The sequence below is a fragment of the Streptomyces sp. NPDC057002 genome (genome assembly GCF_042673825.1).
Taxonomy (GTDB): domain Bacteria; phylum Actinomycetota; class Actinomycetes; order Streptomycetales; family Streptomycetaceae; genus Streptomyces.
The window spans coordinates 259,477-279,392 of record NZ_JBHURZ010000001.1 but is presented as its reverse complement, the minus strand read 5'-3'; the positions used below and the strand labels follow the sequence as shown (position 1 = coordinate 279,392).

Genomic DNA, 19,916 nt, shown 5'->3' with positions numbered 1-19,916 from the left:
ATCGTGTATGTGGTGGTGTACGGGTCACTCCCTGACCCCGCGCCACGCGAGCGCGCCGCCGTCGACGACGTACGAGGCACCCGTGATGAACGCCGCGTCGTCGGAGGCCAGGAAGCAGGCGAGCCCCGCCACCTCCTCCGGCCGGCCGAGCCGTCGGACGAGCTGCGGCGCGGTCAGCTCCCGCTCCATGGCGTCGCGGTCGTCGGCCGCCTCGAAGAAGTCCCGGGCCAGGGGCGTCTCGATGACACCGGGGCAGAAGCAGTTGCAGCGCACCGGCGCCAGGTCGACCGCGGTGACCTTGGTGAGATGGATGACGCCCGCTTTGGTGGTGCCGTAGACCGGGGCCCGGGCGAAGCCCGTGAGCCCTGACACCGACGCCGTGTTGACGATCGACGGGCCGCGAGTGGAGCGCCGCAGATGGGGCGCGGCGAACTTCGTGGTGAGCCAGACGGCCTTGAGATTGACCTCGTAGACCGCGTCCCACACCTCCTCGGGGAGGGTGTCCACCGCGCGGTCCTGAGGCCGGTCCACGAACGCCGACTCGATCACCCCGGCGTTGTTGACCAGGACGTCCAGCCCACCGAACCGTTCCGCCGCGCGGGCCACCATGGCCTCGACCTGGTCACGGTCGCGCAGGTCGCAGACGATCGGCTCCGCCTCGGCCCCGGCGGTGCGCACGAGATCGGCTGTCCCGGCCGCGGTGGCCTCGTTCCGGTCGGCGACCGCGACCGCCGCCGCGCCCCGGCGTGCCATCTCCACGGCGATCGCCTGCCCGATGCCCTGGCCGGCACCCGTCACGAGCACCGACCTGCCGTCCAGTGAACCCATGCCCCTGCCCCTGTTCACAGCTTCTCGAAGATGTCGGAGCCCGCGACCGACATGGCCACGAAGACGCCCGCCGAGGTCACCAGCGTCATGACCAGCGCGATCGCCGCGACCAGCGGATAGGAGCCGTTGGACCAGTAGTCGAACAGGATGGTGCCCATGACCTGCGTCGTGGGCGCCCGGACCAGCAGCGAGGCCGTGAACTCGTGGGTCAGCAGCACGAACATCAGCGCCGCGGCCCCCGCGATCGTGGGACGCAGCAGCGGCAGCACGATGTCGGTGGTGGTCCGCAGCGCGCCCGCCCCGCTGGTCCGCGAAGCCTCCACGTAGGTGTCACCGAGCGCCACCATCCCGGACAGCTGCATCCGGGTGGCGAAGGGCAGCATCAGCGTGACGTAGACGAGGACGATCACCGTTCGGGTGCCGTAGAGGATGAACGGCTCACGGCTGTACGTGAGCAGGAACCCGGCGCCGAAGACCACCGCCGGGATGCCGAGCGGCATCGCCACGATGAAGTCGACCGCGGCCCGGATGACACGGAAGCGCCGCCCCTTGAGCAGCAGCGAGGCGGCGACGAAACCGAGCGGGAGCGCGATGGCGACGGAGATGACCGAGGTGACGAGGCTGTTGACGATCGCGTCGGTGATCCCCGACTCCTGGAACACCTGGCGGAAGTTGTCGAGCGTGAAGCCGCTCGGCTGGATCCTGCCGCTCCAGAAGGAGGACAGCGACACGACGATGAGCGCGCCCAGGGGCAGCGCCAGGGCCACCAGGCCGTAGAGGACGATGCCGGTGACCGCCACCCACGACGGCCGTCCGCCGGACCGGAACGCCTTGCCGCCGTGCGTGACGAAGCGGCTGTGGTCGCCGAGGATCACCTTCTGGAAGAAGACGACGGCGATACCGAAGAGCAGCAGCGGCGAGCCGATCGCGGCGGCCCTGCCGTAGTCGACCGGGCTCTGCGACACGGCGACGTACATGTCGGTGGTCAGCACGTCGATGCCGTTGTTCCTGCCGAGCAGCAGCGGTCCCGTGAACTGGCCGAGTCCCAGCAACAGGGCCACGAACCCGCCGTACACCAGCACCGGGCGCAACAGCGGCAGCGTCACCCGGAAGAACACCCCGGCGGGCGAGGAGCCGTTGACCTGCGCCGCCTCGATCAGCTCGGCGTTGATGTTGCCGAAGCCGGCGCTGACGAACAGATAGACGAAGGCGGTCAGGCCGAAGCCGGTGATGAGGACGATCCACGGCATTGTGTAGATGTCGACCGGACCCTCCTGGAGGTGGCTCCACCAGGGCAGCCGGCGCAGTGCGGCGTTGAGGTAGCCGGGGCGGGGCGAGAACAGGAACGCCCAGCCGGTCACCGATGCCACGGCCGGGACCACGATCGGCAGGATGGGCAGGACGCGCAGCAGCCGCAGGCGGGGCGGGAGCCGGGTCGCCGCCCAGGCCAGGAACGTGCCGAGGACGAGCGCGATGGTCAGCGAGCCAAGGGCGAGGGCGGCCGTCGTCCACAGCGTCTTCGCCATGTCCGGGTCGTCGAAGGCGGTGCTGTAGCCGCGGGCATTGTCCTCGAACGCCAGCCGTTGCAGGCCCACCAGTGGTGCGACCACCAGATAGCCGATCGCGGCGAGGAAGACGAGCGCGCCGAGCCGGGGGAGATGGCGTTTCAGGTAGGAGAGCGTGGTGGGACGCGGTGGGTCGGGCGGCGGGGCCGCGGTGGCGGAGGGCGCGGATACGACGGGTGCGGTCACGGCGTCACGCCCTCACCGTGGCGGGGGTTTGCGCGGCTGTCCGTACCCCGTCGGCGTCGTAGTAGAGGGCCGTGTCCTTGGCGAACCAGGCGGTCACCCGCTGTCCGCGCGTCAGACCCCGGGCCCAGGGCGTGCCGGTGAGGGGCGCCCGGGCGTGCAGCCGGCTGTCCGCGATCGTGACGACCACGTCCATGTGACGCCCTCCGAACTGTGCGTCCACCACCTCCGCCACGAGGCCGACGCCATGGGCCGGCGGGTTCTCCTCGGCCGGGCGGAGCTGGAGGTCGTCGGGGCGCAGCCGGACGGTGACCTCCGCGGGCGAGCGGGGCACCGGAAGCTCGCCCGCCACGGCGAGGCCGTCGGCGGCCGTCCACCCCCCGCCCGTGCGCCGCAGCGCGAGGCGGTTCGACATACCGATGAAGCCGGCGACGTACTCGGTGGCGGGTTCCTCGAAGACCCGCTCCGGTGTGTCGAGTTGCTCGATCCGCCCCGCCCTCATGATCGCCAGACGGTCGCCGAGGGCCAGCGCCTCGCTCTGGTCGTGGGTGACGAACACGGCGGTGAAGCCCAGCCGCGCGTGCAGTTCGTGCAGCTGGGCGCGGACCTGGTCGCGCAGCCGGGCGTCGAGGTTGCTCAGCGGCTCGTCGAAGAGCACCAGATCGGGCTGGGCGGCCAGGCCCCGGGCCAGGGCGACCCGCTGCTGCTGACCGCCGCTGAGCTGTGCCGGGTAGCGGTCGAGGAGAGCGGCGCAGTCGACGAGCCGCGCCGCCTCCTCGATCCGCCCGCGCGCCTCCTCACGGGCCACCCGCCGGGTTCGCAGCGGATAGCCGATGTTGCGGCGCACGGTCATGTGCGGCCACAGCGCGTACGACTGGAACACCATCCCGATGTTCCGTTTGTTCGGCGGCAGGTCGACCTTGTCGCGCAGATCCAGCACGGTCCGGTCGCCCAGCGAGATGCGTCCCTCGTCGGGTGTCTCCAGACCGGCCAGACAGCGCAGGGTCGTGGTCTTCCCACATCCGCTCGGGCCGAGGAGCACGATGAACTCGCCCGGTTCGATCTCCAGTGACAGATCGTCCACGGCGACCGCGGGCGGTTTGCCGGCGAACCTTTTCGTCAGACCCTCGATGCGCACGTGGGACACGGACAACTCCTTACATCAGCTCGCACGGGGCAGCGGGACTTCTACTGGAAGAGGGACTTCCACTTCTTCTGGTACGCGGCCACGGCGTCCGGCGTGAGCTTGGCCGGGTCCTGCACCCGGACCTTGTCGTTGGTGATCACCGTGCCGGGGATCTTGGGCAGCACCGAGCCGGCGGACGGCGTGATCAGCTTCTGTCCCTCGGCGGTCACCATGAAGTCGGCGAAGAGCTGCCCGGCGTTGGGGTGCGGGGCGCTCTCCAGCACCATGCCGTAGTACCGGGCACCCCATGCGCCGTTCGGCGCCATGCGGTAGTCGACGGGCGCGCCCTTCTTCTTGGCGGGCTCGAGCGTGATCGGAGCGACGAAGCTGCCGGCGGCGATCTCACCGGACGTCAGGGCCTCGCCCATGGGCAGGGAGCTGGGGTAGATGCGCGGCTTCTGGGCGGCCAGCTTCTTGACGAAGCCGGCGCCGTACTTCTCCTCGAGCCACAGGTAGAAGTCGACGATCGACGGTGCCGTCGGCTCGATGACGCCGATCTTTCCGCCCTTGAGCGCCGGGTCGAGCAGGCCCGTGTAGTCGGTCAGTCCCTTGGGGTAGAGCTTGGTGTTCCAGCCGAACGTGAGCACCGCGGAGTTCGTCTCGAAGTAGTTGCCCTCGTGGACGTACTTCTTGGCGTCGTAGTCGCCCTTGCCGGTCAGTTCGGGGCCGGTCGGTGCCAGGAAGCGCTTGGCCTCGGCCTGCGGTTTCACCCAGGACAGGCTCGCGCTGACGTACATGTCGGCGATGCCCTTGCCGGTGTTGAACTCGGTCTCGACCTTCACGCCGAGGTCACCGTCGACGCCCCGGACCGTGTTGACGTCGATCCCCGGATACTTGGCCTCGAAGGCCTTCGCGAGGTTGTTGAGGGCTGTCAGGTCCTGGGCCGAGTAGACAGTGACCTTTCCTTCCTTCTTCGCTGCGGCGACCAGTTCGCTCATGCCCGCCGAGGCGGGCACGACCTTGGACTCGGCGTTGTCGTCGTTTCCACCGCCGCATGCGGTGGCCAGCAGTGAGGTGATCGTCAGCAGGATGAGCAAAGCCCCACGCCGTCGTGGATCTGATCTCATTCTCGGCTCCCTTGGGCCAGGGCGAGGAACGTCAAGATTTCACGGAAGTTACCAAACTGAACTAGGTTAGGCAATAGGGTGCGCAAGCGGCGCGGGGAGAGGGCTCGCGGGTCGCCGCCCCCGTTGTTAGCTGGTGAACGGCTGGTAGATGTGCGGGGCGGGTCGGTCGGAGGTCCGGCCTCTGGTCTCTGTTGAACTCATTTCAGTTCTGTGACGACAGTATCGGGCTGGACCGCGGGTGCCGGCGGCGTTCTCAAGATGCGCGACGCCGCCGTTCCGCACAAGCCTCTCGGCGGTCTCGGCTGCCGCCCCCGTCAGCCGGGGCCCCTCCGTCCCCAGGGAGTTGCGCGCAGCGTCGCGGTGTGCGCCGCGGTGAGTCCGAACACGAGAGCCGACGCGATGCCACCCGCGTAGGCCCGGTACCACAGGCCCCCGGTGTCCGAACCGGCCGCGAGGAGCCCTTCCACGGGCTCGCCGTCCTCTCCCAGCACCCGCGCCCGGTCGTCGATGCGAACCCCGTGGAACGGGAAGGTGAGGGCGGGCACCGCCTCGATGACGTAGTACGGCGGTTCGTCGAGCGGTGCCCGGTCGAGCCGGCGTCCCGGCACGGGCTCCTCGCCGGCCGCCGTCCGGGCGTTGAACCGCTCGACGGCCGCGCGGATGGCCGGTCCGTCGTACCCCCACTCCTCGGGAAGGTAGGCAAGCTCGTCGAGGTTCTCGGCGAAACCGACCCGTCCGCCCCTTCGGGCGGCCAGCGCGAACTTGTCCACGGCCACGGCCCCCTTCACGTAGGAGCCCACCACCCAGTCGCGGAACACGCGGGCGTCGGCGATGAGGAGCCCGCGGTTCTCGGGTTGCTCCATCAGCGCCATCGTCGTCAGGTGGTCCCCGGGCGTTTCATCGGTGAACCGCTCGTTGTCCACGTTGAACAGCAGCGCGTGCTCGCTGTAGTACAGCGACAGATCCACGAAGTCGGACGGGTCCGTGAACGGGACGCCGCTCGGGATCAGATGTCCGTAGAAACCGGCCCCCGGCAGCCCGGTCGATGCTCCGGCGGCGGTCGCCAGGCGGTAGCCGGCTCCCCTGCTGTGCGGGTTGGAACGCAGTTCCAGCCGGCCGGCGCGAGGATGCACGAGCTTGTTCCGGAGCTCCATGTCGCCCTGGAAGCCGCCCGTGGCCAGGAGGGTCGAGGTGGCGCGCACCTGCCGGCGCTTGCCCTCGCCCGTGACGAGTACCGCTCCGGTGACGGCGCCGTTCTCCAGGACGAGCCGCTCGGTGTCGGTGTCGAGCAGCAGTTCACCGCCCGCCTCCACGATGATGCGGCGGCAGGTGTCGGCATAGTGATTCGTGTCGAACTGGTGCCCCTGGCCGAAACCGAGGATGGGCTGGGCGTCCTTGGCCTCGACCCCCGTGCTCCGGATCCACGCGATGCCCTCCTGGAACCGGTCCACGAGCGCGCGCTTCAGCGAGGCGTCTCCGCCCGGGTTGTGCCGGTCCATCACCTCGTGGCTCGGGGCGGTCCAGGCGTACCCCGCGTAGCGCGCGGATCCGCCTACGTCGCCGCTGATCTCGACGACGGTGACGGACAGTCCCTCGCGGACGGCTCTCGCACCCGCGGTCAGTCCGGCCATGCCTGCCCCGATGACGAGCAGGTCGACCTTTCGGTGGTCCGGCATTCGCACCCAGTCCTCGTGTCAGTTCACGCTGTCGGTACTCCCGGCGCCCTCGGGCCGGGACACGCCGTCGATCCGTACGAGCGTCTTTCCGGTGTTGTCGCCGCGCAGCAGTCCCGCGAGCGCCGCAGGCGCCCGCGTCAGCCCGTCGACGACCGTCTCGCGCCGGCGCAGGCGGCCCTCGCCGATCCACGCGGCCATCTGCCGCCTCATCTCGGGCAGCACGTGAGTGTGTTCGCTGCCGCGGAAGCCGCGGATCGTCAGGCTCTTCGTCACGGCCAGCATGAGGTTGTCGGGGCCGTGCGGCGGCTCATCCGCCGCATACTGCGAGATCATGCCGCAGACGGCGACCCGGCCCGACTTCCGCAGCGCTCCGAGAGCGGCCTGGAGGTGGTCGCCGCCGACGTTGTCGAAGTACACGTCCACGCCGTCCGGTGCCGCCGCGCGCAGCAGGTCGGGGAGGCTGCCGCTCCGGTGGTCGAACGCGGCGTCCAGGCCCAGCTCCTCCAGGAGATAGCGCACCTTCTCCTCGGAACCGGCGCTGCCGATGACGCGATGGCCGCGGATCTTCGCCAGCTGTGCGACTAGGCTGCCGACGGCTCCGGCCGCGGCGGAGACCCACACGACGTCGCCGTCGCGCAGCCCCGCCACATGGAAGAGGCCGGCGTAGGCGGTGAGGCCGGTGGCGCCGAGCACGCCGAGGTGTGCCTGGGGCGGTGCGATGCCTACGTCGAGTTTGGTGAGGGTGCCGACACCGCCGAGCGCCTGCTTCCCCGCCTCGACGATCGCGTAATCGCGCCAGCCGGAGGCGTGCGACACCGTGTCGCCGGGGGCGAATCCGGCGGCGCGCGACTCGAGGACCTCCCCGACGGTCATGATCCCGTCCATGGCCTGTTCGAGGGGGAAGGCCGGAAAGTAGCCGGGTGGTGCCGTCTTCCTGAGCCGCAGCCGGAGGGCGGCGTCGACGGACGTCCAGGTGTTCCGGACCAGCACCTCGCCCGGCCCCGGCCGCCGCACCGCGGCTTCGACGACGCGGAAGTCGGATGCCCGGATCTCGCCGCGGGGGTAGGCGACCGGCCGGACTTCACGACCGATCGTCACCCCGCCTCGGGCGCGTATCTGGTCCATGAACTGAACTTGTATCATGGCGGAGTTTGCTCGTCTACTTCCTGTGTCGATGGATGCAGGTCGCATGCTCGCGGGATGAACCTGAAGTGAATTCATCTCTATTTGGTCGCCGGGTCAGGTGCTACACGCGGCTGGACGACGCCGAGCGTGCCCGCGCACCTGAGCGCGCGGCAGCCCTCCGCGCGGCGGGAGTCCGGCCCGCGCAGGGAGTTCCGGTGGCCGGACCACGGCTAATCTGCACGGGTGACCACCGACCTGACCCTGCTGCCGCGTGTCGCCTACCGCGGACAGGAGGTCACCGCGCCCCGGCTCCGCAACCTCCTGGCGCTGCTCGCGGGCGACTTGCGCACCGGCTGCAGCACCGACCGGCTCGTGGCGGGGCTGTGGCCGGAGGAGCTGCCGGAGCGGCCGGGCAAGGCGCTGCAGGTCCTCGTGTCCAGGGCGCGGGGGCAGCTGGGCGCCGACGTCATCGCAGGCACTCCGACCGGTTACCGGCTCACCCTCGCCGATGACCAGGTCGACAGCGCCGCCCTGCTGCGGCACGCCGCCGCCGGCGCGGACCGGGCCAGGGCCGGAGACCACGCCGGATCGCTGGCGGCCGCCGAGGCCGGGCTCGCGCTGTGGGAGGGCACCCGTGCCGGGGGCGAGGACACCGACGACCCCTTGGCCGCGCTTCGCGTCGAGCGCGCTCCCGTCCGTGGCGCGCTCGTCCGCGCGCGGGCCCTCGCGCTCGCCCGCCTCGGACGCCACGCGGAGGCGGCCGGACCGCTGGCCGTGGCCGCCGCGGAGCATCCCCGCGACGAGGAAGTACTCGCCGAACTGCTGCGTGCCGAGGCCGCGACGGCCGGCCCGTCCGCCGCGCTGACGCGGTACGAGGCCTACCGCCGCGAGCTGCGCGACGAGCTCGGCACGGATCCCGGCGCCGGTCTCAAGGCCGTACAGCGGGAGTTGCTGCGCGGTGAGCCACCGGCGGTCAGACACGGCGTGCCGCACGAGCCGAACCCGCTCCTCGGCCGGGACGAGGACATCGCGGCGGTGGAACGGCTGCTGCGCGCCTCCCGCGCCGTCACCGTCGCCGGCCCCGGCGGCCTCGGCAAGACCCGGCTCGCGCACGCCGTCAGCCGCAGGGCCGAGCAGCGCGTGGTGTATTTCGTGCCGCTCGCCGGCGTCACCGCGGACGCGGACGTGACCGCGGAGGTGGCCTCCGCGCTCGGTGCGGGCGAGGTGCGGCCCGGTGCCGCCATGAGCGGCCACGATCCCGTGTCCGGCATCCTCGGCGTGCTCGGCCCCGGGCCCGCGCTGCTGGTGCTCGACAACTGCGAGCAGATCGTCCGGGGCGCCGCCGGCCTGGTCCGGGCACTGGTCTCCGCGTCGAAGGACCTGAGGGTGCTCGCCACGAGCCGAGCGCCCCTCGGTCTGACGTCGGAGGCGGTGTACGCGCTGCCGGAGCTGGAACTCGCCACCTCGGTCGAGCTGTTCACCCAGCGGGCCCGGGCCGCCCGGCCCGGCGTGCGGCTGCCGCCGGACGCGGTGGCCGAACTGTGCCGCCACCTCGACGGGCTGCCGCTCGCCGTGGAACTGGCGGCGGCGCGGGTACGGGTGCTGTCGGTGCCGGAGATCGCCCGCCGCCTCGGCGACCGGTTCGCGCTGCTGCGCGGCGGGGCGCGGGACGTGCCGGAACGTCACCGCACCCTGCACGCCGTCGTGGACTGGAGCTGGAACCTCCTCGACGAGCAGGCCAGGGCGGCGCTGCGCCTGCTGTCCGTCTTCCCGGGCGGCTTCACCGGTGAGGCGGCGGAGCATGTGCTGGGCGACGACGCGCTGTTCCTGCTGGAGCAACTGGCCGACCAGTCGCTGCTCACCGTCGCCGACACCCCGGCGGGTGTGCGGTTCCGGATGCTGGAGACCGTACGGGAGTTCAGCGCGGCCCGGCGCACGGAGGCGGGCGAGGACGAGGAGGCCGTCGGCCGTTTTCTCGCCTGGGCGCGGGACTTCGGGGTCGTGCACCACGACTGGTTCTTCGGCTCGGGACCGCTGTCCGCCTGGGAGCGGATCAGGGCCGAGCAGGACAACCTCGTGTCGGCGCTGCGGCACGCCCTGGCCCGTACGGACGGCCCCACCATCGCCGCCCTCACCGCGGTCCTCACCGCCCTGTGGTCCACCGGCTCCAACTTCACCCGCCTCACCACCCTCGCCGCGGAGACCGGTCCGCCCCTGTCGCACTACCACCCCGAGCCCGAGTACGTCGAAGTCGCCCGCGCCGCCGCGGTGTTGTCCACGGCGACCCTGTTCATGGGCTACGGCCCGCACGTCGTACGCCAGCTCGTCACCCTCCGGCGGCTGCCCCCGGCCCCGCCGGACACCCTGGTGCGCGCCATCGCGATCGTGCTGGGCTCGGTTCCCGAGATGCTGCCGCCCGACTACGAGGTGCTGCGCGAACTCTGCGACAGCGAGCAGCCGCTGCTCGCCGGCATCGCCGAGTGCGTCGCCACCTACGTCTGGGAGTACGAGCACGACATCGACCGCGCGTACGCCTCGGCTCGGCGGATCATCGCCGTACTCGCGCCGGTCGACAATCCGTTCCTTCAGGTCATGGGTCACGCCCGGCTGGGCGAGCTGTGCCTGAGGACGGAGCAGGGCGAGGCCGCGTACGAGCATCTCAAGGCGGCTCTGGAGGCGCTGCCGCGGCTCGGTGACGAACACGACTCCATCGGCGTACGCAGTGGCCTCGTCCTCGCCTGCCTGCACCGTGGCGACCCCGACGAGGCCGAGTACTGGCTGCGGCAAGCGGAGGGCCACAACGCCCCGCTGCAGGACGACTTCCACAGCCCCGGCCTCGGCGGGCGCGCCGAGATCGCGCTCGCACGCGGGCTGACGGAGGTCGGACTCGGTCTGTGGCGCAGCGCCGTGGAGGGGATGGCCGAGGTCGGCCCGGTGCACGGCGGCGATCCCTTCTACGACCGGTGGGTACTGCAGATCCAGTCGGCGGCGGTGACGGCACACGCGCACGTCGGCCGTCTGGAACTGGTCGCGGACGTGGTCGACCGGCTGCGGCAGGAGCTGCGGACCATGCTCGACGGTCCGGCCGGCTCGCCCATGGAGTTTCGGTACGGGACGGCGCTGCACGCCCTCGGCATGGCGGGGCTCGCGACCGGCGACGCCTCGGCCGTACGGATGATCGCCCTGGCCGAACGGCTGCGGGTGCTGCGCGACTACCAGCCGACGATGTCGGCGGCCCGGGCCCGGCGGGCGGCCGAGAAGGCCGACGGGGCGGCCTACGCCGACGCGGTGTCGGAGTACGCCGCCCTGGAGCGGAGCGAGTTGCGGGATGCGGCCCGCGCGGTCATGGCGGTTGCCGCTACTTCGGGTCGCGGTTGAACTGTGCCGTGGACCAGCGGTAGCCGAGCGCGCTCAGGCCGACGCACCAGGCGACGGCGATCCAGCCGTTGTTGCCGATCTCGGTACCGAGGAGCAGACCGCGCAGGGTTTCGATGGCGGGGGTGAAGGGCTGGTACTCGGCGATCGGCTGGAACCAGCCCGGCATGGTGTCGGCGGGGATGAAGGCGCTGGAGATCAGCGGGAGAAGGATCAGCGGCATGGCCATGTTGCTGGCCGCCTCGGGGTTCGGGCTGGCCATGCCCATGCCGACCGCGATCCAGGTGAGGGCGAGGGAGAACAGGGCGAGCAGGCCCACGGCCGCGATCCATTCCAGGAGCGTGGCGTCCGTGGAGCGGAACCCGATGGCCACGGCGACGGCGCCGACGAGGAGCAGGCTGGCCATCACCTGCAGCACGCTGCCGACGACGTGCCCGATGAGCAGGGAGCCCCGGTAGATCGCCATCGTGCGGAAGCGGGCGATGAGCCCCTCGGTCATGTCCATGGATACGGCGATCGCGGCCCCGATCACGGTGCTGCCGATGGTCATCATCAGCAGGCCCGGGACGATGTAGGCGATGTAGTCGGAGCGGTCGGCGCCGCTGCCGCCGATGCCCGCGCTCATCACGTCGCCGAAGATGTAGACGAAGAGCAGCAGCAGCATGATCGGCGTGAGCAGCAGGTTCAGCGTCATCGACGGATAGCGGCGGGCGTGGAGCAGGTTGCGGCGCAGCATCGTGGACGAGTCGCGGACGGCGAGGGAGAGGGCGCTCATCGGACGTTCTCCTTGGGCTGGCTGGGCTGGCTGGGGACGGTGGTGGGGCCGGTCAGGGCGAAGAACACGTCGTCGAGGTCGGGGGTGTGCACGGTCAGCTCGTCCGCCTCGACACCGGCCGTGTCGAGCCAGTCGAGGATGGAGCGCAACTCGCGCTGGCTGCCGTCGCTCGGAATCTGCAGTGCCAGTGCCTCGTCGTCGCGGGTGACCTCGCGCAGCGCGGAGGCGGCCGAGCGGTAGACGTCCGGGTCGGTGAAGCGCAGCCGCACATGCCCGCCGGGGATGAGCCGCTTCAGCTCCTCGGCGCTCCCCTCGGCGGCGATCGTGCCGTCGTGCAACACCGCGATGCGGTCGGCGAGTTCGTCGGCCTCTTCCAGGTACTGGGTGGTGAGGAAGACGGTCGCCCCGTCGGAGACCAGCTCGCGGATTATGCCCCACATATTGTGACGGGAGCGGGGGTCGAGGCCGGTGGTGGGCTCGTCGAGGAAGATGATGCGCGGGTTCCCGACCAGGGTCATGGCGAGGTCGAGGCGCCGCTTCATGCCGCCGGAGTAGGTGGAGGCGGGCTTCTTCGCGGCGTCGGTGAGATCGAAGCGTCCCAGCAGTTCGGCGGCCACCCGCCGCCCCTCCTGCCTGGGCAGGTGGTGCAGGTCCGCCATGAGGAGCATGTTCTCCTCGCCGGTGATCAGCCCGTCGACGGCGGAGAACTGCCCGGTGACACCGATCGAGGCCCGCACGGCTTGCGGGTCGGCGGCGAGGTTGTGGCCGCCGACGTGCAACTCGCCGGCGTCGGCGGTGATGAGAGTGGAGAGGATCTTGACGGCGGTGGTCTTGCCGGCGCCGTTCGGACCGAGCAGGGAGAAGACCGTGCCGGCCGGCACCTCCAGGTCGATGCCGTCGAGGACCGTCTTGTCCCCGTAGGCCTTGCGCAGCCCCTTGGCCGCGATGGCGAGAGAGTGCGATGTCGTTGTCGTCATGCGGCAGAGCTTGCGGCAGGGCGCATTCAGCGCGGTTTCACGACGGTTTCAGCGCCCTGGAACCGGGCGGCGCAGAGGCCGCGATCTACGCTGTCGCCGGAAAGCCGAGCGGTACAGGCAGCGTGGGGGCATCGGGTGGAGTGGGAACTGGGGGCGGCCGGCCTCGCGGTCGGGATGCTCATAGCCGTGGTGACCGCGCCGGTCGGGGTCTCCGGGGCGGTGTTCCTGCTCCCGGTGCAGCTCAGCGTCTTCGCCGTGCCCAACCCGGCTGTCACTCCCACGAACCTGCTCTACAACGTGGTGGCGGGACCCGGCGCCCTGCTGCGCTACCGGCGCGACGGCGCCCTGGCGGGACCGCTCGTCCGCCGCCTGGTGCTGGGCACCCTGCCCGGTGTCGTCCTCGGAGCGGTCATCCGTGTGTTCGCCCTTCCAGGGCCGGGTGTCTTCCGCCTCCTGGTCGCCGCGCTGATGCTTCCCCTCGGCGGCTGGCTCATCGTCCGGACCCTGCGCCCCGCACCCCCGGAGATCCGGCGCCCCGAGCCCGCGCCCCGCACGGTCACCCGCCTGGCGCTCGCGGTCGGCGTCGTGGGCGGTATCTACGGCATCGGCGGCGGCTCGATCCTCGGCCCCGTCCTGGTCGGGCGCGGTGTCCCCGTCTCCAAGGTCGCCCCGGCCGCCCTCGCCTCCACCTTCGCCACATCCGTGGTCGGCGCCGCCACCTACGCCCTGCTGTCCCTGGCCCACAGCGGCAGCATCGCCCCCGACTGGTTCCTCGGCCTGTCCTGCGGCCTCGGGGGGCTCCTCGGCGGCTACCTCGGAGCCCGCCTCCAGCCGCACCTGCCCGAGCCCCTCCTCCGCCTCGTCCTCGGCACCCTGGCGACGGCGCTCGGCGCCCTGTACGCGGTCAGCGCGCTTCGCTGATCCGCGCAAGGGACCCCGGAGGCACGCGGCGGGAATCCTTCAACCTCATCCGTCACTCGCATTTCAGACATCGGTGTTTCGGACAACTCCTGCCGCCCGACGGCGGCTTCAACGCGGCGTTCCCGCACCCGAGCCCTTGCCGTGTCCGGGTCCGCACGCGTCCGGAATCGCTCGCGTTCGATTCCCGTGCCGGGTCGTTAGGCCGTGCACCGCCGAGCCACCCAGGCGCGGCATCGACCCTGAGGAGGGACGCAGGTGACTGTGACCGACACCTCGACCGACAACGCGAAGACGCCGCCCCCTCCACCGCCGGCGACCATCAGCTTCGAGGGCAAGTTCGGCAAGAACCCGCTGGCGGACGCCGGTTTCGGCGCGATGTGCCGCCGGCTGCCCTCCGTGCTCGTACACACCGCGCGGATGGCCTGGGCCGTCGACAGGCCCGGCGTCGTTCTGCTCCTCGCCTGCCAGTTGCTCACCGGCACCGCGGCCGCCGTCGTCCTGGCCTTCACGGCACTGGCGATGACCCACATCCTCGGCACCGGCACCGTGTCCGAACGCCTGCACGCGGCGCTGCCCGCCCTGATCGTCGTGACGGCGGCCGCCGCCGTCGGCCGCGTCAGCAGTGCCCTGTCCTCGTACGCCGACGGAAGGATCACCCCGCTGCTGATGACCGAGGCGGACATCGCGCTCGTGACCGCCGTGTGCCGAGTGGAGTCGAGCGCCTACGGTGAGGACGGGTTCGCCGACCGGCAGGAGGCCGCCGAGATCGGCGTCACCCGAACCCGGCTGATGGTCCAGGACGCCCAGCGCTTCATGTCCGCCCTGATCCGGATGATCGCCGCGAGCGGCGTGGTCACGACCCTGCACCCGCTGCTGCTTCCCCTGCTCCTGCTGGCCGTCCTCCCGGCCGGCGCCGGAGCTGTCCTGTCCGCACGCGTCGACTACGAGACCCACTACCTCAACCTCGGCGACCGCAACGTGCGCTCCATGATGCGCTGGTGGGCCACCTACTCCCGCTTCGGCGACGAGGTCCGCGCCAACGGCATGACCGGCTACCTCACCTACTGGTACCGCGCCCTGTCCGACCGGATCGACCGGCGCACCCTGACCGCCGCGCCGCGCATGCTGCACATCTCCCTGGGCGCAGGCGCCCTGGGCGGGACCTTCCTGCTGTGCACCTGGTCCGCCCTCGCCTGGCTGGCCGCCTCCGGCCGTATCGCCCTGCCCGTCGCGGCCACCGCGGTGATCGCCGTCCAGACCACGCTGGCCGCCCTGTCCCAGTTCGTCATCCACGGCGCCGCCCTGTTCCACACCTCGCTCTACCTCGCCGACATGCGCTCCTTCCTCGACATGGCACAGGAACGCGCCCCCAGGCGCGGGGAGTCGGCCATCCCGGAACGCGTGGACCGGATCCGTCTCGACGAGGTCGTGTTCACATACCCGGGCAAGGAGGAACCCGCCGTCGCGGGAGTGTCGCTCACGCTGCGCCGCGGCGAGATCCTGGCCGTCGTCGGCGAGAACGGCTCGGGCAAGTCGACCCTGACGAAACTCATCACCGGCATCCTGCTCGCCGACAAGGGCCGCGTGCTGTGGGACGACATCGACCTCGCCGAGGCCGATCCCGACGCCGTGTGGAACCGCACCGCGCTCGTCCCCCAGAACTTCGCCTGCTGGCCCCTGCGCGCCCGCGAGAACATCACCCTGGGCCAGCCGCGGACGCACGACGACGGACCGGTGTGGGATGTCGTCGACGCCGTCGGCATGCGCGAGGCGATCGAGAAACTGCCCCGGCGACTCGACACCCTTCTCGCCAAAGAGCTGTGGGGCGGTGCCGAGTTGTCCGGCGGGCAGTGGCAGCGCCTCGCATGCGGCCGCGTGCTCTACCGGCAGACCCCGCTGCTGATCCTGGACGAACCGACCTCGCAGATGGACGCCCGCGGCGAGCACGCCATCTTCCTGGAGATCAAGCGTGTCGCCGCCGAGCGCATGACGATCGTCGTCACCCACCAACTCGAGAACACCAGGCTCGCCGACCGCATCCTCGTCATGGACCAGGGCCGGGTCATCGAACAGGGCACATACGAGGAGTTGGCGAACGCCGGAGGCCTCTTCGCGGAACTCGTCTCCCTGTCGCAGGACCGGTGAGGCCCTCCGCCGTCACGCCGTCACGCCCTCACGGCCTTGCGGCCGGCTCGGTGGCCGGTGAGGCCGTGGCGGGGCGCCTGCCGACGGCGGGAGCGAGGACGATCGCGACGGCGGTGAAGGCGAGGACGACGATCATGGCGACGCGCAGCCCGTAGTGCTCGCCGAGGAAACCGAGACACGGGGGCCCGACGAGGAACGCGACGTAGCCGATCATCGCCACAAGGCTGACGCGCGCGGCCGAGTCGGGCCCCGAGTCACCGGCCGCCGAGAGGGTGACCGGGAAACCGAGCGAGGCTCCCAGACCCCAGAGGAGAACGGCGGCCCCCGCGAGGACGGCCGAGTCGGCGAAGACGACGACGGCGATACCCAGAGTCGCGCAGACGGCGCTGGCCCGGACGACGGGGGCGCGGCCGAGCCGGTCGATGAGGAGTCCGCCGGCGAAACGGCCGATGGTCATGGCGGCGGCGAAGCCCGTGTAGACGGCTGACCCCAGAGCGGGATCCATGCCGTGGCCGTCGACCATGAGCAGGGGCAGCCAGTCGTTGGCGGAACCCTCGGCCAGCGCCATGGCCAGGATGACACCGCCGATCAGCAGCAGCCGCGGGTCCTTCCAGACCCGCACCTCGGTCGGCGCGGCGCCGGCATCAGGCCGCGAGCCGCCGTCGGCCCGGGTCTTGCCGACCGCGTGGGGAATGGCACGGAAGGCATGGACGAACATGACCGCCGTGACGACGGCCATGCCGGTCAGGTGCCACTGCACCGGCCAGGAGACAGCGGTGCACAGAATGCCGAACGCGGCCCCCACGACCGTGCCCAGGCTGAAGAACCCGTGCAGTGTGGGAAGTACCGTCCGCCCCGTGATCCGCTCGACGTCGGCGCCGTCGATGTTGATCGCCACCTCCCCACCGCCCATACCGGCCCCGAAGAGGAACAGCCCGGCGGTGGTCGCGGGCGCGGAGGACAGCATCGTCCCGCCGCCTATGACCGCCATGCTCAGAATGACCAGCAGTGTCGCGACGCCCATGACGGGCCGGGTGCCGAACCTGGCCACGAGCGTTCCGGAACTGAGAATGCCGATCATCGAGCCGACCGACAGCCCGAACAGCACGATGCCCATCTGCGCCGTCGAGACGTCGAGTTGGTCCCGGATGTCGGGCGTCCGGGTCACCCACGAGGAGATCGAGAGGCCGGGTATGAGGAAGAAGAGGAACAGCGCCGCTCGGCGGCGGCGGGTGGCCGGGTCCATCAAGAATCTTGCTCTTTCACGCGTGTCGGAGGACTGCTCACAGGATCGCCGCGAGCGAATCCAGTGACGCCAGGTGGTCGTCGCCCACCGGGGTGAGGACGGCGCTGGTGACGCCCGCGTCGAACAACTCCGTCACCCTGGACCGGGCCTGCCCCGGCGTGCCCGCCACGGCGAGTTGCGCCACCCAGTCGTCCGGAAGGGCGCGGGCGAAGTCCTGAGGGTTGTCGCAGCGGGAGCGCAGGGCGACGAGTTCGTCGTAGAAGGGGAGCGGGGCGATGTGGGGCCGCCAGTCCGGTTCTCCCACCACTTCGAGTGCGGGGCGGACCGCTGACAGCGCGACGGCGGGGTCCTCGTCGACCGCCGCGATGTTGTAGGCGACCAGACGGTGCGGGCGGGTCGGGGCGATGTGCTTGAGGGCCTCGCGCACATAGGCGGGGGTGACCGGCTCCGCGAGGAGAGTGCCGTCGGCCACGTCACCGGAGACGGCCAGGGACTTGGGGCCGCGCACGCCGGCCAGGACGGCGGGGGCCGTGGCCGGTGTCGCGGTCTCGTGCAGATGCGTGCCTTCGACGCGGACGTACTGCCCGTCGTGGTGCACGGGCCGGCCGCTCAGTACCGCTCTCAGGACGGTGATGTACTCGCTCAGGAGCGTGAGGGGGCTCTTGGGCCATGCCCCGACGCTGCGCATCCACGAGGGCATGCCGTGGCCGACGGCGATGTCCACGCGATCGGGATGGAGTTGGACGAGACTCGCGATCTCCATCGCGGCGAAGGCGACATTGCGGGCGGCGGCCGGCAGCAGCCCGACGCCGACGCGGATCCGCGTCGTGGCGGCGAGGACGGTGGCCGCCTGCACCAGCCCGCCCCGGTAGCCGAGGTCCTCCACCACCCACAGCTCGTCGAAGCCGTGCTCCTCCGCCCGCCGGGCGAAGGTGATGATGTCCCGCGCCGGAATGTCACGGGGCAAGAGGGCGCCGATCGCGCCGTCCCGATTCGTCATGGTGATCTCATCCTCCGCAGGTTCACGTCGTCATCGTCCAGCGGCCGACCAGGGACATGCCGGGAGTCCGATCGTAGTCATTGGTGGATACACCGGGTGCGCGGACGGAACGCTTTACACGCACAAAGATGCGCCAGGTCGTCGTTGACCTGCGCTCCGGCTCAGGGCCAGGGTGAAAGGGACATCGGATTCCGGTCACCTTTTTCCGGTCACCGAATTGCGTGCGGGAGGCCGCGATGCTCCAGACGGAAACCCGGGAGGACACCGGGCTCGGGAAAAGTCTCTTCTTCCAGCGCTGCCTCTGGTGCGGCACTCCCGCCTACCGGCGCTCGTACTGCCGTGCGTGCGGCGCCATGGCCTTCGGCCGGGAACGCAGCGCGGGTGCCGGAGTCGTGGTCCGCCGTAACGGCCAGGTCCAGCAGAACACGTGGTTCGTCGCGATGGACGAGGGCTTCAAGCTGCTCTGCCAGGTGACCGGAACGGCACCGGTCGTCGTGGCGGTGGGCGCCCGGGTGACGGTCGTACGGGCCGTCGCTCCTCACGACCAGGGCCTGCCCGTGGTCGCACTCATCCACCCGGAATCGCCTGTGCGCCCTGGGTGGTGACAGGTACACCACTCCCGCGGAGCCACGGGCGAGCGGGACGATCAGAGAGGAGGGTGCGTGAGCACCCAGGACAACATGCCGGACGGACGGGGCGCACTGGGCGGGGTACGCGTCGCCGACTTCTCCCGGGTTCTCGCGGGGCCCTACGCCACCATGCTCCTCGCCGACCTGGGCGCCGACGTGGTCAAGATCGAGCGGCCGGGCATCGGGGACGACACCCGGGCCTGGCAGCCGCCGACGGACCACGACGGTACGTCGACCTATTTCCTGAGCGTGAACCGGAACAAGAGATCGGTCGTTCTGGACCTGGCCACGGAGACCGGCCGCGAACAGGCGCGGTCCCTGGTCGCCGAGTGCGACGTGGTCGTGGAGAACTTCCGGCCCGGCACGATGGAGCGGCTCGGGCTGGGCCATCGCGAACTCCTCGCCCGGCACCCGGGGTTGGTCTACTGCTCGATCAGCGGCTTCGGCAGCGGAGCGGGCGCGGCGATCCCCGGTTACGACCTGCTCGCGCAGGCCGTCGGCGGGCTGATGAGCGTGACAGGGGACGCGTCGGGGGAGCCGGTGAAGGCGGGCGTGGCCCTGGTCGACGTGATCACCGGACTGCACGCCTCGCTCGGCATCCTCGCGGCTCTCCGGCACCGGGACGCCACCGGGCAGGGCCAGCACGTGGAGGTGAACCTCCTCAGTTCGCTGCTGTCGGCCATGGTCAACCAGGCATCGGCTTTCGCGGTCGCCGGTGTGGTTCCGGGCCGTATGGGCAACGCGCACCCGAGCATCGCCCCGTACGAGACCTTCCCGACCGCCGATCGCCCGATCGCAATCGCGGTGGGCAACGACAAACAGTTCGCGGCCCTCGCCGACGTCGTAGGAGATCCCGGTCTCGCGCTCGACGAACGCTTCCGCTCCAACGGCGACCGCGTCGCCCACCGCGGCGAACTGCGGGGCGTCCTGACGGAACGACTGGGCGCCGACGGAGCGGACCACTGGTCGGCGGTCCTGCTGGCCGCAGGGGTGCCGGCCGGACCTGTCAACACCGTCGACGAGGCATTCGGCTTCGCCCGGGAGCTCGGCCTCCCAGGCATCGTCGACCTTCCGGCCGCACTCGCCGATGAAGCGGGCGGCCCCTTCCGGCAGGTCGCGAGCCCTATCGCGCTGAGCGCCACACCCGCTCGGTACCGCCTGCCGCCACCGAGCCTGGGTCAGCACACAACGGAGCTTCTCCCTCCGTCCTGACCATCC

Annotated in this window: 15 protein-coding genes; 5 read left to right on the top strand and 10 right to left on the bottom strand. The window is 71.1% G+C overall.

All coding sequences use genetic code 11. The features are described 5' to 3' along the window. Positions 1 to 24: 24 nt before the first annotated feature. The 6 genes from ACFT32_RS01270 to ACFT32_RS01245 all read right to left on the bottom strand — a co-directional run bounded on the left by ACFT32_RS01270 (position 25) and on the right by ACFT32_RS01245 (position 7,630). Positions 25 to 828: an SDR family NAD(P)-dependent oxidoreductase gene (locus tag ACFT32_RS01270; RefSeq protein ID WP_382484404.1), complete on the bottom strand. Its 804-nt coding sequence runs from the start codon at positions 826 to 828 to the stop codon at positions 25 to 27. A 14-nt stretch (positions 829 to 842) separates the two neighbouring features. After that, the gene (locus ACFT32_RS01265) at positions 843 to 2,579 is read right to left on the bottom strand and encodes an ABC transporter permease (RefSeq protein ID WP_382484402.1); all 1,737 of its coding nucleotides are present in this window, start codon (positions 2,577 to 2,579) and stop codon (positions 843 to 845) included. Positions 2,580 to 2,583: 4 nt separating this feature from the next. Continuing rightward, the gene (locus ACFT32_RS01260) at positions 2,584 to 3,723 is read right to left on the bottom strand and encodes an ABC transporter ATP-binding protein (protein ID WP_382484400.1); all 1,140 of its coding nucleotides are present in this window, start codon (positions 3,721 to 3,723) and stop codon (positions 2,584 to 2,586) included. A gap of 41 nt (positions 3,724 to 3,764) precedes the next feature. Further along, on the bottom strand, positions 3,765 to 4,829 hold the full coding sequence (locus ACFT32_RS01255; RefSeq protein ID WP_382484398.1) for an extracellular solute-binding protein: 1,065 nt from the start codon (positions 4,827 to 4,829) through the stop codon (positions 3,765 to 3,767). 314 nt (positions 4,830 to 5,143) lie between these two features. Beyond that, positions 5,144 to 6,505, bottom strand: coding sequence for an FAD-binding protein (locus ACFT32_RS01250; RefSeq protein WP_382484396.1), 1,362 nt, complete (start codon positions 6,503 to 6,505; stop codon positions 5,144 to 5,146). Between the two features lie 18 nt (positions 6,506 to 6,523). Continuing rightward, a complete protein-coding gene (locus ACFT32_RS01245) occupies positions 6,524 to 7,630 on the bottom strand; it encodes an NADP-dependent oxidoreductase (RefSeq protein ID WP_382484394.1) in 1,107 nt (368 codons plus the stop codon). 243 nt (positions 7,631 to 7,873) lie between these two features. Between ACFT32_RS01245 and ACFT32_RS01240 the strand changes: the two genes are divergently transcribed. Then, entirely contained in the window at positions 7,874 to 11,008 is a 3,135-nt protein-coding gene (locus tag ACFT32_RS01240; RefSeq protein WP_382484392.1) for an ATP-binding protein, read from the top strand. Here ACFT32_RS01240 and ACFT32_RS01235 read toward each other — a convergent pair. Both ACFT32_RS01235 and ACFT32_RS01230 read right to left on the bottom strand, forming a co-directional pair. Beyond that, the gene (locus ACFT32_RS01235) at positions 10,989 to 11,780 is read right to left on the bottom strand and encodes an ABC transporter permease (protein WP_382484391.1); all 792 of its coding nucleotides are present in this window, start codon (positions 11,778 to 11,780) and stop codon (positions 10,989 to 10,991) included. The two genes, ACFT32_RS01240 and ACFT32_RS01235, sit on opposite strands and share 20 nt — an antisense overlap. After that, positions 11,777 to 12,757 (bottom strand): ATP-binding cassette domain-containing protein, encoded by a 981-nt coding sequence (locus ACFT32_RS01230; protein WP_382484388.1) that lies wholly within the window; start codon positions 12,755 to 12,757, stop codon positions 11,777 to 11,779. The genes ACFT32_RS01235 and ACFT32_RS01230 overlap by 4 nt, the downstream gene beginning before the upstream one ends. Positions 12,758 to 12,931: 174 nt before the next feature. Between ACFT32_RS01230 and ACFT32_RS01225 the strand changes: the two genes are divergently transcribed. Then, positions 12,932 to 13,678, top strand: a complete 747-nt coding sequence (locus tag ACFT32_RS01225; RefSeq protein WP_382486996.1) for a TSUP family transporter — start codon at positions 12,932 to 12,934, stop codon at positions 13,676 to 13,678. 255 nt (positions 13,679 to 13,933) lie between these two features. Next, positions 13,934 to 15,823 carry an ATP-binding cassette domain-containing protein gene (locus tag ACFT32_RS01220; RefSeq protein ID WP_382484386.1) on the top strand — a complete coding sequence of 630 codons (1,890 nt, stop codon included), beginning with the start codon at positions 13,934 to 13,936 and terminating at the stop codon, positions 15,821 to 15,823. A gap of 28 nt (positions 15,824 to 15,851) precedes the next feature. On the opposite strand, the gene ACFT32_RS01215 is transcribed toward ACFT32_RS01220, so the two are convergent. Further along, the gene (locus ACFT32_RS01215; RefSeq protein ID WP_382484384.1) at positions 15,852 to 17,069 is read right to left on the bottom strand and encodes an MFS transporter; all 1,218 of its coding nucleotides are present in this window, start codon (positions 17,067 to 17,069) and stop codon (positions 15,852 to 15,854) included. 37 nt (positions 17,070 to 17,106) lie between these two features. After that, positions 17,107 to 18,069 (bottom strand): LLM class flavin-dependent oxidoreductase, encoded by a 963-nt coding sequence (locus ACFT32_RS01210; protein ID WP_382484381.1) that lies wholly within the window; start codon positions 18,067 to 18,069, stop codon positions 17,107 to 17,109. 236 nt (positions 18,070 to 18,305) lie between these two features. On the opposite strand from ACFT32_RS01210, the gene ACFT32_RS01205 reads away from it, so the two are divergent. Together ACFT32_RS01205 and ACFT32_RS01200 are read left to right on the top strand one after the other, a co-directional pair. After that, on the top strand, positions 18,306 to 18,674 hold the full coding sequence (locus tag ACFT32_RS01205; RefSeq protein WP_382484378.1) for a hypothetical protein: 369 nt from the start codon (positions 18,306 to 18,308) through the stop codon (positions 18,672 to 18,674). Positions 18,675 to 18,749: 75 nt separating this feature from the next. After that, positions 18,750 to 19,910 (top strand): CaiB/BaiF CoA transferase family protein, encoded by a 1,161-nt coding sequence (locus tag ACFT32_RS01200; protein WP_382486994.1) that lies wholly within the window; start codon positions 18,750 to 18,752, stop codon positions 19,908 to 19,910. The last annotated feature ends 6 nt before the right edge of the window (positions 19,911 to 19,916 follow it).

Coding starts and splice junctions, on each gene's coding strand:
- ACFT32_RS01270 (WP_382484404.1), bottom strand. CDS start 828: ATGGGTTCACTGGACGGCAGGTCGGTGCTCGTGACGGGTGCCGGCCAG.
- ACFT32_RS01255 (WP_382484398.1), bottom strand. CDS start 4,829: ATGAGATCAGATCCACGACGGCGTGGGGCTTTGCTCATCCTGCTGACG.
- ACFT32_RS01250 (WP_382484396.1), bottom strand. CDS start 6,505: ATGCCGGACCACCGAAAGGTCGACCTGCTCGTCATCGGGGCAGGCATG.
- ACFT32_RS01245 (WP_382484394.1), bottom strand. CDS start 7,630: ATGGACCAGATACGCGCCCGAGGCGGGGTGACGATCGGTCGTGAAGTC.
- ACFT32_RS01235 (WP_382484391.1), bottom strand. CDS start 11,780: ATGAGCGCCCTCTCCCTCGCCGTCCGCGACTCGTCCACGATGCTGCGC.
- ACFT32_RS01230 (WP_382484388.1), bottom strand. CDS start 12,757: ATGACGACAACGACATCGCACTCTCTCGCCATCGCGGCCAAGGGGCTG.
- ACFT32_RS01225 (WP_382486996.1), top strand. CDS start 12,932: ATGCTCATAGCCGTGGTGACCGCGCCGGTCGGGGTCTCCGGGGCGGTG.
- ACFT32_RS01215 (WP_382484384.1), bottom strand. CDS start 17,069: ATGGACCCGGCCACCCGCCGCCGCCGAGCGGCGCTGTTCCTCTTCTTC.
- ACFT32_RS01210 (WP_382484381.1), bottom strand. CDS start 18,069: ATGACGAATCGGGACGGCGCGATCGGCGCCCTCTTGCCCCGTGACATT.
- ACFT32_RS01205 (WP_382484378.1), top strand. CDS start 18,306: ATGCTCCAGACGGAAACCCGGGAGGACACCGGGCTCGGGAAAAGTCTC.
- ACFT32_RS01200 (WP_382486994.1), top strand. CDS start 18,750: ATGCCGGACGGACGGGGCGCACTGGGCGGGGTACGCGTCGCCGACTTC.